The sequence below is a fragment of the Sulfitobacter sp. M05 genome, assembly GCF_029285175.1.
Lineage (GTDB): Bacteria > Pseudomonadota > Alphaproteobacteria > Rhodobacterales > Rhodobacteraceae > Sulfitobacter.
Genome location: NZ_JABEDH010000001.1, coordinates 286,443 through 301,324, shown reverse-complemented (window position 1 = coordinate 301,324; position 14,882 = coordinate 286,443). Strand labels below are relative to the sequence as shown.

The window sequence follows — 14,882 nt, the reverse complement described above, 5'->3', positions numbered from 1 at the left end:
CTTGGGGCCAGTGCGTGGCGTGTCAAGCGGCCCTGCTATCCGCCGCTAGAAAGTTGGCGGCGTGCAGGCACTTATTATTTTGCATGGCGCGTCGCTGATGTTGCGAAAACGATGCGGCAGGCGGCTGTCAAACAGATACCCTTCACCGCTGCGCAACACCCGGCTCTGGTCTGCGACAGTAATCTCGATCTCGCCGGCAATCACAATCCCGGCCTCTTCGCCCGCGTGGGTCAATAATTCGGGCCCTGTGTCAGCCTGCGGCGGATAGGTCTCATCCAGCACCTGCAAGGCATGGTTGCTGGCATTGCCAAGTTGGCGCAATGAAACCGTTGGGCCGCCCGATTGGGGCGCAAGTTCGACAAATTCGTCCGCTTTGTAGAAATACGTGGGCTGGGTTTCTTCCTCGATATTGGCAAAAAACTCGGCGATGCTCATCGGGATCGCGTCCAGCAGGCTCTTGAGAGAGGCCACCGAGGGGCTCGTCTTGTTCTGCTCGATCAGCGAAATTGTGCCGTTGGTCAAACCGGCGCGCGCGGCCAGCTCGCGCTGAGACAACCCGTGTGCCTTGCGCAATTGCTGCAATCTTCTCCCAATGTTCACAACACTTTCCCTCGTTTGTTCGCTGTTCGGGGTTAGCGGCTTCTCTAGCGCATCTTGAGGGTGGTCAAAAGCCAAATGCGGAAAACAAACGAAACATACCTGCCTGACAGCTGTGCCCCCATCACGTTCATCATTGACAGATATAATAAACGCACTATGAGAATTTTAAACGCGCCCAATTTTGGAATCATCCTTTGGGGGCATTCATGTTCAGATGCCGTAGGAGCCTCGCCATGTCGAACACTGTGAAAAAGAAGACCCGCAAGACACCGACCAAAACCATGGCCAAAGCCAAGGCAAAGCCAGCGGTCTCGGTTGTGACGGATGCCGCTGCGCCTGCCGCCGCAGCCAATGACAAGACGAACGCCGCTCTTGTGGCCCGCCGCGACGCGGCGGTTGCACGTGGCGTTGCATCTGCTGCGCCGGTCTATGCCGATCACGCGGAAAACGCCGAACTGTGGGACGTCGAAGGCAACCGCTATGTTGATTTTGCTGGCGGCATTGCGGTTCTGAACACCGGTCATCGTCACCCGAAAGTTGTGGCCGCAGCCAAGGCGCAGGAAGACCACTATACACACACCAGCTTTCAGGTTGTGCCTTACGAGCCCTATGTTGCCTTGGCCGAAAAGCTGAACGCACTGGCACCGGGGGATCACGCCAAGAAATCCCTGCTGGTCACCACAGGTGCCGAGGCCGTTGAAAACGCAGTAAAGATTGCCCGTGCGGCAACAGGCCGTCCCGGTGTTATTGCCTTTACTGGTGGTTATCACGGCCGCACGTTGCTGACGCTGGGCATGACCGGCAAGGTATCGCCCTACAAAAAGGATGTCGGCCCCTTCCCTTCCGATATCTTCCGCGCGCCCTTCCCGTCGCTGCGCGACGGCATCACAGTACAGGACGCGCTGACAGGCTTGCAAAATCTGTTCCTGACAGATGCCCAGCCAGAACGTATCGCCTGTATCATCATCGAGCCTGTTCTGGGTGAGGGGGGGTATACGCCGGTCCCCTTCGAGATGATGACCGCCCTGCGTGACATCTGTGACCAGCATGGGATCATGTTGATTGCAGACGAAATTCAGGCCGGCTTTGGTCGTACTGGCACATGGTTTGCGATTGAACACTCCGGTGTCGTGCCGGATCTGATCACTGTCGCGAAATCCATGGCTGGCGGGTATCCGATTGCCGGCGTGATTGGCCGCGCCGAAGTGATGGACGCGGTTATTCCCGGTGGTCTGGGTGGCACCTATGGCGGGAACCCCGTCGCCTGCGCCGCAGCTTTGGCGGCAATTGAAGCGATCGAGGAAGAAGGGCTGCTTGCCCGCTCCACCGCATTGGGCGAGACCTTCCGCGCGCGCTTTGCCGAGGTCGGTGCCCGTGTTGCCCCCTATCGCATGTGGGATATTCGCGGGCTGGGCGCGATGCTGGCCATCGAATTTGTCACAGATTTCGAGACCGCCACACCGGATGCGGCCCTGACCAAAGCGGTTGTTGCACATGCCTTGAAACGCGGCTTGATCCTGTTGGCCTGTGGGATGCACGGCAACGCCTTGCGGATCATGGTCCCGCTGACCGCATCGGATGCAATCATTGATGAAGGCATCGCGATCTTCGAAGAGGCCCTAATTGCGGCAATGGCCGAACAGCAGGCCTAGACCCAATTAAAAAACCAATCATTTGGGCGGTCCGGTTTGGGCCGCCCTTTTTCGTCAAAGCACATCACGGAATACCTGCTAAAGGTAATTGCGAATGAGTGATGGCGGCACACCATATCCCGCCGCACGCTGCCCCCCCACACAAGCACCACGCCCTTCCGCCACGTCTTGACGGTGAATATTTTGCAAGCACTCCTTCACTGCCCGCGTTCCAATATCCAGAAAGCCCAGATAAATCCGAGTGTTCAGCACTTAAAACAACCGATCCGATCAAAATATTAAACACAATTGCCAAAAATCGAAAATTCCGGTTGCAAGCCCGACGCTGAATTGTCAGGCTCGTCAAAAGCCGCTGCTTTCTGGTGCCGGCAGCTTTACCGTCAGACGGATGACGGTTGCGGTGTTTTTCGGACACCTCGCCAGACAGTCGCGCGCAAAGACGTTGCGAACCTGCACATTCGCTGTGGGAAATAGCGCTGAGCAGCAATTGCAAAGATAAAAAATCGGGGGGATATGACTGACACAACGCCTAAAGAAGAACGCTGCACGCACCGGTTATCAACCGCGGTGACAGCCCTGTCTTTCTGGCGCATATCACCTGTTTCCGTTTCGGCAATTAGGGCATAAGGGATGCCTGACGCAGAGATTTCGACGCCCCCTACGGGACGCTTCTGCCTTAACGGAGTTTTCGGGTTATGACCCCTTTTGCAATTGCCGGCGTACAGATGTACGTCAACGCCCTTCACCCCAATGTCGAGGGCATGTTGCAGCGCCTCGATCTCTTGATGATGCGCTTTCCCTGGACGCAAATGGTGCTGTTCAGCGAACTGGCCCCTTTCGGCCCGTTGGAAGAATTCAAACTGCCACCGGAAAATGACATCATCGACAAATTCTGCGAGGCCGCACGCCGGCATAAAATCTGGCTGATCCCGGGGTCGATGTTCCTGACCAGCCCCGAGGATGGGCTGGTACGCAACACCTCGCTGGTGATCAATCCGGACGGTGACGTGATCCGGCGTTATGCGAAAATGTTCCCGTTCCTGCCCTATGAAGAGGGCGTCGCAGCAGGTACGGATTTCTGTGTGTTTGACGTTCCGGAGGTGGGGCGGTTCGGCCTGTCGATCTGTTATGATATGTGGTTCCCCGAAACCACGCGGCAGTTGACCTCGCAAGGGGTTGAGGTGTTGTTGCACCCTGTGCTGACCGGCACAACCGACCGCGATGCGGAGCTGGCAATTGCCCGGGCAACAGCTGCACAATTCCAGTGTTATGTCATTGATGTCAACGGCTTGGGCGCTGGTGGTGTCGGGCGATCTTGCATCGTTGATCCGACCTCCTTGGTCCTGCACCAGTCGCAAGGCCAGGAAGATATGTTCCCGATTGAAATCGACCTTTCGATGGTGCGCCGTCAGCGCGAAACCGGCATGAAAGGTCTGGGGCAGGTTTTGAAATCCTTCCGCGACCGGTCCACCGACTTTTCGGTTTATGACCGTAACAGCGGCGTCGACAGCTATTTGAATACGTTGGGGCCTCTGGCCGTACCGCAACAAGGATCACGTGCCGGTTTGCACGTCGATCTGCCCGCCACTGCCGAGGCCGAATTGCATGACCATGATCCCAAACTGGGGATCGGCATTTCGCCCGGCATTGGCAAGACAACAGGCAGCTGAACAGAGGATCGGTAGCAAAAGCTACGGACCATCTGTTCGGCCCAAACAGGGAGAACGAACGATGGATTCCGTCAGCGATTACTATTCCGCAACACAGTTGCGCGCCGACAGGTGGAGCGCGTTACGCGAAAGCGTGACGTCGCTGTGCCGCGAAGGCAACGCAAGAAGGGCCGAAAGCCTCAAGCGGCATATTCAAGAGATGTTCGCCTCTCTGGCCCTGATAGAACCCTATTGGGCCTTCCCCGGCATGGCCGCCTTTGATCAGATGCGCCGCCAATTCGAAAACGGCCATTTTGATGATCTGTCCTTTACCACCAACCGCGTCAAACGGGCGCTGACCACGGGCGCTTATCGCCGCCGCACAATCCCGTTGGAACGCGACAGTTCTGATGACGAAGAACACAACGACGAGGCCATGCTGTCCCCCGAGGCACGGGCGATGGCCCGCCCCTATTTTGAGGTGTTGATCGTCGACAATGTGAACGACCAACAAGACCGCTGGCTAAAAAGCAATGTCTCGCGAATGCGCCGCCCCGAAGACCCGTTCCATTACGAGGCCGTGGTGGTGCCCAGCCTTGAAGACGCGTTGATTGCCGTGTTGTTCAACCACAACATCCAGGCGATTGTTGTGCGTCCCGGTCTGGTTCTGAAATCCAAGAACGACAATGAAATTCTGGCCAAATACGCCCATAACGCCAGCCACACAGAGTCAATCGACACAATGGCCCCCGAAGATTACGGCCCCGAACTGTGCCGCCTGATTGCGCGCGTGCGGCCCGAACTGGATGCCTATCTGGTCACGGAACGCTCGGTCGAGGATATTGCAGGCCTTGATCTGGGGATTTGCCGGCGGGTTTTCTACAACCAAGAAGACTTCATGGAGCTGCACCTGAACATCCTGCGCGGTGTGGCAGCACGCAACAAGACACCGTTTTTCACTGCCCTTGTTGAATATTCCAAACAGCCCACCGGCGTTTTCCACGCCATGCCAATCAGCCGCGGCAAATCAATCACGCGGTCGCATTGGATTCAGGACATGGGGGCGTTTTACGGGCCCAACATCTTTCTTGCGGAAACCTCTGCCACCTCTGGTGGTCTAGATTCCCTGCTGGAACCCCATGGGCCCATCAAAGAGGCGCAGGAACTGGCCAGCCGCGCCTTTGGATCAAAGCAGACCTTCTTTGCCACCAATGGCACCTCGACTTGTAACAAGATTGTTGTTCAGGCCGTCGTGCGCCCCGGTGACATTGTGCTGGTGGACCGCGATTGCCACAAATCCCATCACTACGGCATGGTACTGGCGGGGGCCGAAGTGGTCTATCTCGACAGTTATCCGCTGAATGAATACTCAATGTATGGCGCGGTGCCGCTGAAGGAGATCAAACACCAGCTCTTGGCACTTAAGGCCGCGGGCAAGCTGGACCGTGTACGGATGCTTTTGCTGACCAACTGCACTTTTGACGGACTGGTCTACAACGTCGAGCGCGTGATGGAGGAATGTCTGGCAATCAAGCCGGATCTTGTGTTCCTCTGGGATGAAGCATGGTTTGCCTTTGCCCGTTTCAGCCCGACCTACCGCCAGCGTACCGGAATGCGCACCGCCAACAACCTGCGCCGACGGCTGCGCACTGAGGATCACCGGCGTGATTATGACCTGCAACAGATCGAGCTGGATGGCGCGTCAGACGAGACCCTGCTGAACACCCGCCTCATCGCACCGCCCGATGCAAGGATCAGGGTCTATGCCACTCAATCCACACATAAAACCCTGACATCGCTCAGGCAGGGGTCGATGATCCACGTGAATGATCAGGACTTCAAAGGCGAGGTCGAACAGTCCTTTCACGAGGCCTATATGACCCATACATCGACATCGCCCAATTACCAGATCATCGCCTCGCTGGATGTGGGGCGGCGGCAGGTCGAACTGGAAGGCTTCGAATTTGTGCAGCGCCAGATCGAGGCGGCAATGTCGATGCGCAAAGCCATCAGCAGCCACCCGACCTTGCAAAAGTACTTTCGGGTGCTGACGGCGGGCGACATGATCCCCGAACATCACCGCCAAAGTGGCGTGTCCAGCTACTTTGACAATGATCAGGGCTGGACCGACATGTGGGACTGTTGGGAACAGGATGATTTTGTGCTGGACGCCACGCGGGTCACGCTGGCGGTGGGCGGCACAGGTTGGGACGGGGATACTTTCAAGACCCAGATCCTGATGGACAGATACGGCATCCAGATCAACAAAACCTCGCGCAATACGGTTCTGTTCATGACCAATATCGGCACCACGCGGTCCTCGGTTGCCTATCTAATCGAGGTGCTGGTCGAGATTGCCAATGAACTGGACGACCTGCTGGATGATGCCTCCAAGATGGAGCTTCTGTCGTTCGACCGCAGAGTAAAAAACCTGACCGAGAACTATCCCCCCCTGCCCGACTTCAGCCGCTTTCACGATGCGTTCCGCCCTGATGACGTGACCCCCGAAGGGGATATCCGCACGGCTTATTACCTAAGCTATACCGAAGCGAATTGTGACTACCTTGAACTGGAAGGGTCTTTGCAAGAAGCGCTGGACGCAGGCCAGGAAGTGGTTTCAGCTGGTTTCATCATCCCCTACCCGCCGGGGTTCCCCATCCTCGTCCCCGGACAGGTGGTCAGCAAAGAAATCCTTGCCTTTATGCGGGCGCTGGATGTCAGCGAAATCCACGGCTACCGCGCCGATCTGGGCTTGCGCGTCTTTACCACCGAAGCCCTCGAAAGCGTCATTTCACCAAAAACAATCAAACCTGCCGCCGAATAAAAAAAGGAAAAAACATGCCAACAGTTCTTAAAAATATCTCGGAAATCCGCCGTTTTTTTCACCGCAACGAAGACCCGGTTTATTTCATTTCGGCGACCAACTTTAACCTTCTCGGGCTCGATGAATGGGTAAAGAACTTCAAATATATCTGCTACATCGACTGCTATGGCGGCAAGCACCCGAATGTCTTTTGCCCCTCGGAACAGCCGCACGCAGAATTCCAATCCATTGAAGACATCAACAACTACCTTTTGCAGCACAAGGAAGTCATCGACTTTATCAAACGGCGCGGTGGCAAACCGAAATTTGTGTTTCTGATGTTCGACAAGGAGACCGAACGCCTGTCCAAAGAGCTGGGTGCAGATGTCTGGTTCCCCAAGGCCAAGCTGCGCACCAAGATGGACAACAAGATCGAAACCGTCCGCATTGGCAACAAGGCCGGTGTGCCATCGGTGCCCAATGTTCTGGCCGAGGTCAAAAGTTACGAAGGGTTGAAAAAGACCTGTGAAAAAGCCGGGATCGGCGATGATCTTGTGCTTCAATCTGCCTTTGGTGACTCGGGCCACACCACGTTCTTTATCAAATCCGAAGCCGACTTTCGCCGCCACGAACATGAAATTGTCGGCGAGGGCGAGATCAAGATCATGAAACGGATTGATTGCCGTGGTTCCGCAATCGAAGCCTGCGCCACGAAGGAAGGCACCATCGTCGGCCCCCTGATGACCGAGCTGGTCGGTTTCAAGGAGTTGACGCCTTATCGCGGGGGGTGGTGTGGCAACGAAATTCTGTCCACCGCCTTTCCGCCCAAGGTCCGGCAAAAGGCACGGGAATTGACCTTCAAGTTCGGTGAACAGCTGCGCAAGGAAGGCTATCGCGGGTATTTCGAACTGGATTTCCTGATCGACAAGAAAACCGGTGACATCTGGCTGGGGGAATTAAATCCACGCATCACCGGGGCCTCGTCGATGACCAACCACGCCGCCTTTGCCCATGCGGATGCCCCGTTGTTCCTGTTCCACCTATTGGAATTCTCGAAAAAGAAATTCGATCTGGATACGTCAGAGCTGAACGATCGCTGGGCCGACCCTGAAATGATCGACAGTTGGTCACAAATGGTGATCAAACATACTGACGACAGTGTCGATATTTGCACCGACGCCCCTGAAACCGGCATCTATAAGATGCTGGAAGACGGATCAGTGGTCTATGACCGGTTCGACTATCACCGTCGTGCTGTCGAATCCGAGAACGAGGCCTTTTTCCTGCGTATCCTGCAACCGGGTGATTACCGCTATGAGGGGGCCGACATCGGTATTTTGGTGACGCGGGGCCGTTCGATGACCAAATCTTTCCAGTTGAACGAACGGGCTAAAAAGTGGATCCACGGCATCAAGAAAACCGTTGAAGGCAAACCCCTGCCTGCGGCCAACGCGGGGCCGGTGGTGGCCGATCCCGCTTTCAAAATCCTGTAAGGAGGAGCCATGCTCTGGCGCGCCCTCAGCGAAGAATTGCCCGGTCCCAAGTGGGCCGGGCTTTTCGCAGAATACTGGCCCGCCTATAAGCGCTGGTGGCTGAGAGAGGGCGACCCTGCCCGCGCGAACTATCTGGTCAGTCGTCGCGCCCTGCTCACACATATGCCGGAAATCGTGCCCCTGTATGACACCCTGTGCGAACTGGCTGGCGGTGGCGATCAGGCCGCGCGCTTCCTGAGTTTCTACTGCCCGCCGCCCTATCTGGCCGGTTGTTCTCAGGCGATCTGGAGCGGCGCGGAACCGGTCATGGTGCGCAATTATGACTATAACGCCAACGCCTTCGACAGCCTTGTGCTGCGCACCAACTGGCAGGGGCGGCGCGTGGTCGGCACCTCGGACGGGCTGTGGGGATTGGTGGATGGCATGAATGACGCAGGGCTTGCGATTTCGCTGACCTTTGGGGGGCGGCGGGTGGTTGGCACCGGTTTCGGCGTGCCGCTGATCCTGCGTTATGTCCTGCAAACCTGCACCACCGCAGAACAGGCCGGTGCCGTGCTGGCCCGCGTGCCCACCCATATGAGCTATAACGTTACCGTGCTGGACGCGCAGCGCACCTATCTAACGGCGATGATGGCACCGGATCGACCTGCCGTGATCACCCATGCAGCGGTGGCAACGAACCATCAGGAAAATATCGAGTGGATCAGCCATGCCCGGTTCACCGCAACCGTTGAGCGCGAAAGGTTTCTGTTACAGCGTCTGGCCTTACACCGCGATCCTCAGGATACGTTCATCAACGCCTTCCTGCGCCCGCCACTATACTCCACGGCCTTTAGCGCCGGTTTCGGCACACTTTATACCGCCGTTTACCGGCCAAGGCTGGGCGAAATGGAAATCCGCTGGCCCGGCACGACATGGCATCTGGGAATGGATGCATTTCAGGAAGGCAGCCGGCGGGTACAAATCCCCGGTGCCGCGTAAAACCACCGCAACACCGGCACGGGAATGGCCGGCCTGATCTTGCCCGCTTAATGCGCCGGCCTTTACCCTGACGCATTTCACATCACCAATTCCCTGAGAGAGCGCAGCCTGGCAGGGTATTGGTAGTACATGTTTAAGGCGGGACGCCCTAGAGCCAGACGCTTAGGCTGGGTCGTTCAAGACGCCCTGAAACTCGCGCCACTCCCCTTTGGACATGCCAGAATTTTCCTGTGTCACCTCTTCGCCTGCGATCATGCGACGCACACAATCCAGCGCCTTGCCGGACATCGTGGCCCCTCCCAGACGATAATCCTCAAAGGCGGCATAGGCCGCAGGCACCCAATCGGCCACAACTTTACAAATCGCGTCGGCGTAAACCCTTATTTCATATTGCGCGTGCTGATCTGCCCGCAGCCGCAAGAAATGAAACAGGTTGTGGAGGTCCACTTTCCAGTACCATTGCGTATAGATATTTGACGGCAGATTCATACGTGCCAGTTCACGGGCAAGGCCGTCTTGTGGACCGTCGGGCCCGTCTGTCGCGATCATGCTTTCATAGTGATCATAGGCGCGGTTGCTGTCAGACTTCAGAACTTCCAGAACACGGGCTGCTTCCTCGCCCTGAAGCACGCCGCCCCTGCCCTGATTGTTTACCACGCTTTGGGCATTCACATGCTCGGGTGCAGGAATATAAAATTCACGATCAAGGATCGAATAGCGGGCAGAATATTCATTGACGTTGGCAGTACGGTGGCGAATCCACTGGCGTGCAACAAAGACCGGCAATTTGACGTGCAGTTTGATTTCGCACATTTCAAACGGCGTCGAATGCCAGTGGCGCATCAGATAACGGATCAGCCCTTCATCGTTTTGCACGGATTTGGTGCCTTTGCCGTAAGACACACGCGCCGCCTGACAGATTGCGGAATCGTCGCCCATATAGTCGATGACACGGATAAACCCGTGATCAAGCACATCATAAGCCGTGTACAAATGGGCCTCCATCCCCGGCACGGTGGCGCGCAGGGTTTGTGTGGGCTGACTGCGCAGGGCATCAATTTCGGCTTGTTGCTCGGGTGACAGGGGCATGGGCGGCGTCCTTGGCAAGGGTCTGGGATTCGCGGGCGGAATTAATCTGCGCGCAGGTAAATCAGGAATCAACATTTTGGGAAACCGTAAACCGTGATTTGGGGTCTGTGTCAGGAAAACCAATGGCCCCGCTAATTCGTCGAATTTTAAGAGGAGCCGTTGACAAAGGGCAGCTCTTCTTGGGATTGTTGGCGGGAATTTCGAAAGCAGGCAGGCAATCATGAAAATCAATGCAGCAGGGCTTTTGCTTTGCACATTTCTCGTCGGGTGCGGTGGCGGTGATGCCCCCTTTGGTGAAGATTCAGGGACCGACGGCGGCACCGGCACAGGTGGCGGCACAGGTGACGGAGGCGGGATCGTTCGCGAGGGTCTGCCACCGGGCACCCCATCGCCCTCGCCCAACTCACGCATCGTGCGTTCCGAACCCACAGAATCCGAGGGTGGCAAAACCGGTGACGGTTCTGCAACCGGCATCCGTTATGATGGTGCCACGGATGTCTTTACCGTTGACGGCCTCGCTTTTGACGGCGGAAACCGGTATGCGCGCGGCGAAAATGTCAGCAGCCTGAACGACGAATTTGCGGTGTACGAAGCGTTTCAGCAGTTCCCCGACAGCTCGAATTCCGATCCGATCAACCAGTTCACCCACCGCGCTATTTATGGTGTCAGCCGGAACCTCGACGCCGAGGGCAACCCCGCAACCCAATTCGCAATTGTGCGGACCGGCGCATATATCCCTTACGGTTTTGGTGGTTTTGTCTATCAGCGCGAGGGATCGGTTGACCTGCCCTCGAACGGTCAGGCCATCTTTAACGGCAAAAGCGCCGGTCTGCGGGATTACGACGGCAGTGGCGGATTGGATTATTCAACCGCCAATGTGCAAATTGCCATTGATTTCGACGGCTTCAACGCCTCCAGCGGCGTACGTGGTGATGCCGTTCGCGGGACATTCTCTGATCGTCGCGTCTATGACCTGAGCGGTGCCGACATCACAGACACGATTGTAAGCCGGATCAACAGCAAGAACGACGCAAGCATCGCCGGTATTCCGGACGCGCGTTTTGAAGTTGGCCCCGGCGTGATTGACCCGAACGGCGAAATCATCGGCAGTGTCTTCAGCAACTTTGTCGACGACAACGGTCGGGTGCGGGAATATGAGGCCGGCAAATATTACGCGATCATGTCAGGCGACGACAGCAACGAAATCGTTGGAGTCCTTGTCACAGAAAACACCGCCGAACTGGACAATGTTACTGTAAGGGACACCAGCGGCTTTATCGTTTACCGCGACTAGGTCCACAAAATGGCCGGTCATAAATTGCGACGTCTCGGCGCGATCCTCGCTCTTGGCGGCCTCCTTGGGGTCGGCGGGAGCGTTTTTGCGCAGGACGTGCTAACCGTTGACGAAATGCGGGCGGCGGCTGGCCAAAGCCTCAAACAAGGCAACCCAAATCAGGCCGAAGCACTCGCCAATGCCTTGTTGTTGCGGGATAAAAATGATCTGACCGCCCTGCTGGTCCGGGGACGTGCCCTGCGCGACCTTGGCCGCCTGCCAGAAGCCCGCGAAATGACACGGCGGGCCTGGCGACTGTCAGAAAGCAAAGCCGACAAATACGCAACAGCACTGATCACCGCACAGGTGTTGTCATCCCAAAACAAGCGCACCCGGGCCCAATGGTGGCTGCGCCGCGCCGCACAGCACGCCCCAAACGATGCCTTGCGCGCGCGGGCCAGACGCGACTTTGGGTATGTGAAACAGCAAAACCCCTGGAAAACAGATATTACTTTCACTTTTGCGCCAAATTCAAACATCAACAACGGGTCGGCGCGGGACTGGACACGGCTGAACTATGCCATTTCCGAAATCCTGCACGGAGAACCGCTGGAGTATGAATTGAGCCCTGAAGCGCAGGCGATAGCCGGTATCGAGATCGGTGGCGCACTGCGGTCGCGCTACCGGTTCCACCAAACACCAGTTTCCGCCCATGACGCGAAATTTTCGCTGCTATACCGGACGTTCAACATAACCGACGACCTTGAAAACTCTGATGCCAGCGGGTCCGACTTTGCCTTTGGCAGTGTCTCGATCGGCTATGGGTATCGCCGCTTTGTCCTTGATAAAAAGGGAGAATTTGCTGCGGATATTGAAGCCGGTCAAAGCTGGTATGGCGGCAATCGCTATGCAAGCTTCCTGCGTACCCAAGTGCAACAGACACTGGCCTTTTCACGCCGCCGACAGCTGCGCTTTGGCGGCGAGGCAGAGCGCCAATGGGGACAAGCCACACCTGATCGCGACACACTTGGCCTGTCCGCAAGCATCACACAGGCCTTCGCCTCGGGCAGTTCAGGGTTTGCCGGACTTTATCTTACGCGCACCTATTCGCCGGACAGAGACAACGAATATTCCGAGGTGCTGATGCGCACGGGGCTGGCCCTTAGAAAGCCGGTGATGGGGGCGCAGATCCAATTTGGTCTGGGCGCGGGCTGGCGCGATTATGACATCTCGCGCCATTCTCGCGACGGGCGTCAGGACAAACGCATTTTTGCCGATGTCACGGCAACCTTCAAAGACATCGACTATTACGGTTTCAACCCGGCTCTGACACTTTCGGCGACACATACCGACAGTAATATCGGACTGTATGACGTGAACCGCGTAGGTGTCAGCATTGGAATCAAATCTGCGTTTTGACGGTCAACTTGTCGCGAGCAGCTGGCAACGGCGCTTCGCTATGATAAGCTCGGGCGAAACAGAACCTGAGGACCATCACATGCCAATCAAATTCCTGCACACAATGGTGCGCGTCAAAGACCTTGACGCTTCAATTGCATTTTACAATCTTCTGGGCCTTGTAGAACGCCGCCGGATCGAAAACGAGGGCGGGCGTTTCACGTTGGTGTTCCTCTGCCCTCCGGGCATGGACGACGGCCATGCGGACGTTGAATTGACTTATAATTGGGATGGCGACGATGCCTTGCCCAGCGACAGCCGCCATTTCGGGCATCTGGCCTATTCGGTCGAGAATATTTATGAGGCATGCCAACACCTTATGGACAATGGCGTCACGATCAACCGCCCGCCGCGTGACGGGAACATGGCCTTTGTTCGCAGCCCCGACAACGTATCGGTAGAGCTGTTGCAGCAAGGTGAGCCGCTGGCACCCGCGGAACCATGGGCCAGCATGGAAAACACCGGTCACTGGTGAAAACCGCTGTCGCCCTTTTTGCGTTGCTCTTGGCCGCATCGGGGGCGGCGGCAACGGAATGCCGTCTTGCTTTGGTACTGGCGCTGGATGTCTCCAGCTCTGTTGATCCCAGCGAAGACGCATTGCAACGGGGCGGCGTTGTCGCGGCCTTGACTGCGCCAGAGGTCGCAGATGCATTTTTCGCCACGGATCAATCGGTTGCCCTTGCGGTTTATGAATGGTCCGGGCGTCACCAGCAGGATGTTTTGCTGGAATGGACTCTGATTGACGGGCCTAGGGCCTTGATTGCGGCGGCGGAAACAGTGGCCGGCTCGCGGCGCGGGCATGCGGATTATCCCACGGCTATGGGCCATGCCCTTGGCTTTGGCGCACGTCTGCTTGAATCGGCACCGCCCTGCGCCCGCCACACGTTGGACATGGCCGGCGACGGGCAGAACAACGAGGGCTTTGGCCCGCAGAATGCCTATAACGCCTATCCTTTCGATGAGGTGACGGTAAACGGGCTGGTGGTCAATGCCGGCGATTTTGAAGGCGAGCTGGGCCTGATCCCGTTTTACCGCGCAGAAGTGTTGCACGGGCGCGGTGCCTTCCTTGAGATTGCCAACGGATTTGCCGACTATGAGCGCGCGATGCGGCGCAAGCTGGTACGCGAAGTTTCCCCCGTGGTGATTGGGCGGCTGGACCGGGAAAAGCAATGATGCGGACCTTGGCGCTGGCGGCGGGAATGGCCGTGGCAGCGACATCCGCCGTCGCCGAGTGCCGGCAGGCGCTGGCACTCGGTTTGGATGTGTCGGGATCGGTAGATGCACGGGAATACCGGTTGCAATTGGATGGTCTGGCCACGGCGTTGAATGCGCCGCAGGTGCGCGACAAGCTGATGGTCATGCCCGCCGCACCGGTGCGCCTGATGGTTTACGAATGGTCCGGCCCTTCCGATCAAGCGGTTGTGGTTCCTTGGACGGTTATCGACAACGCGACGGCTCTGGACGGGATCATTGCAACCCTGCGCGCTACGCAGCGGCGCGATGCCAGCCCAGGCACTGCGCTTGGCGTTGCGATGAGCGAGGGCGCAAGACATCTTCACGCGCAAGGGCGCTGCTGGAAACGAACGCTGGACCTTTCCGGGGATGGGAAATCCAACCTTGGCCCCCGCCCCCGTGACATGCAGGCGCACCTGAGCGGCAGCGGGATCACGATCAACGCCTTGGTGATTGGGGTCGATGATCCGCAAACAGGGGACATTCGACAGGCCGAGATTGCAGAGCTGTCATCCTATTTTCGCGCTGAGGTGGTGTTGGGGCAGGATGCATTTGTGCAAACCGCACTGGGATTTACTGACTATGCCCGCGCGATGACGCAAAAGCTGATGCGGGAGCTGGAGGGGCTGGTGCTGTCCGGCCTCTGAACCT

At 57.2% G+C, this 14,882-nt stretch carries 12 protein-coding genes; 10 read left to right on the top strand and 2 right to left on the bottom strand.

Annotated features, from left to right (window positions below; genetic code table 11):
- Positions 1-45 precede the first annotated feature (45 nt).
- Positions 46-600 carry a cupin domain-containing protein gene (locus HKX44_RS01475; RefSeq protein ID WP_276149530.1) on the bottom strand — a complete coding sequence of 185 codons (555 nt, stop codon included), beginning with the start codon at positions 598-600 and terminating at the stop codon, positions 46-48.
- A gap of 233 nt (positions 601-833) precedes the next feature.
- Between HKX44_RS01475 and gabT the strand changes: the two genes are divergently transcribed.
- From gabT to HKX44_RS01450, 5 genes are all read left to right on the top strand, one after another.
- On the top strand, positions 834-2,252 hold the full coding sequence (gene gabT, locus HKX44_RS01470) for a 4-aminobutyrate--2-oxoglutarate transaminase (protein ID WP_276149529.1): 1,419 nt from the start codon (positions 834-836) through the stop codon (positions 2,250-2,252).
- A gap of 695 nt (positions 2,253-2,947) precedes the next feature.
- Positions 2,948-3,922: a carbon-nitrogen hydrolase family protein gene (locus tag HKX44_RS01465; protein ID WP_276149528.1), complete on the top strand. Its 975-nt coding sequence runs from the start codon at positions 2,948-2,950 to the stop codon at positions 3,920-3,922.
- A 61-nt stretch (positions 3,923-3,983) separates the two neighbouring features.
- Positions 3,984-6,725 carry an ornithine decarboxylase gene (locus tag HKX44_RS01460; protein ID WP_276149527.1) on the top strand — a complete coding sequence of 914 codons (2,742 nt, stop codon included), beginning with the start codon at positions 3,984-3,986 and terminating at the stop codon, positions 6,723-6,725.
- A gap of 14 nt (positions 6,726-6,739) precedes the next feature.
- Positions 6,740-8,197 (top strand): biotin carboxylase, encoded by a 1,458-nt coding sequence (locus HKX44_RS01455; RefSeq protein WP_276149526.1) that lies wholly within the window; start codon positions 6,740-6,742, stop codon positions 8,195-8,197.
- Positions 8,198-8,206: 9 nt separating this feature from the next.
- A complete protein-coding gene (locus HKX44_RS01450; protein WP_276149525.1) occupies positions 8,207-9,178 on the top strand; it encodes a C45 family peptidase in 972 nt (323 codons plus the stop codon).
- 162 nt (positions 9,179-9,340) lie between these two features.
- On the opposite strand, the gene thyX is transcribed toward HKX44_RS01450, so the two are convergent.
- Complete coding sequence (gene thyX, locus HKX44_RS01445; RefSeq protein ID WP_276149524.1) at positions 9,341-10,267, bottom strand: FAD-dependent thymidylate synthase; 927 nt, start codon at positions 10,265-10,267, stop codon at positions 9,341-9,343.
- A 220-nt stretch (positions 10,268-10,487) separates the two neighbouring features.
- Between thyX and HKX44_RS01440 the strand changes: the two genes are divergently transcribed.
- From HKX44_RS01440 to HKX44_RS01420, 5 genes are all read left to right on the top strand, one after another.
- On the top strand, positions 10,488-11,561 hold the full coding sequence (locus HKX44_RS01440) for a hypothetical protein (RefSeq protein ID WP_276149523.1): 1,074 nt from the start codon (positions 10,488-10,490) through the stop codon (positions 11,559-11,561).
- Between the two features lie 9 nt (positions 11,562-11,570).
- Positions 11,571-12,959 carry a surface lipoprotein assembly modifier gene (locus tag HKX44_RS01435; RefSeq protein ID WP_276149522.1) on the top strand — a complete coding sequence of 463 codons (1,389 nt, stop codon included), beginning with the start codon at positions 11,571-11,573 and terminating at the stop codon, positions 12,957-12,959.
- A 79-nt stretch (positions 12,960-13,038) separates the two neighbouring features.
- Positions 13,039-13,473 carry a VOC family protein gene (locus tag HKX44_RS01430; protein WP_276149521.1) on the top strand — a complete coding sequence of 145 codons (435 nt, stop codon included), beginning with the start codon at positions 13,039-13,041 and terminating at the stop codon, positions 13,471-13,473.
- Positions 13,440-14,171, top strand: coding sequence for a DUF1194 domain-containing protein (locus HKX44_RS01425; protein ID WP_276149520.1), 732 nt, complete (start codon positions 13,440-13,442; stop codon positions 14,169-14,171). The genes HKX44_RS01430 and HKX44_RS01425 overlap by 34 nt, the downstream gene beginning before the upstream one ends.
- Complete coding sequence (locus HKX44_RS01420) at positions 14,168-14,878, top strand: DUF1194 domain-containing protein (RefSeq protein WP_276149519.1); 711 nt, start codon at positions 14,168-14,170, stop codon at positions 14,876-14,878. The genes HKX44_RS01425 and HKX44_RS01420 overlap by 4 nt, the downstream gene beginning before the upstream one ends.
- The last annotated feature ends 4 nt before the right edge of the window (positions 14,879-14,882 follow it).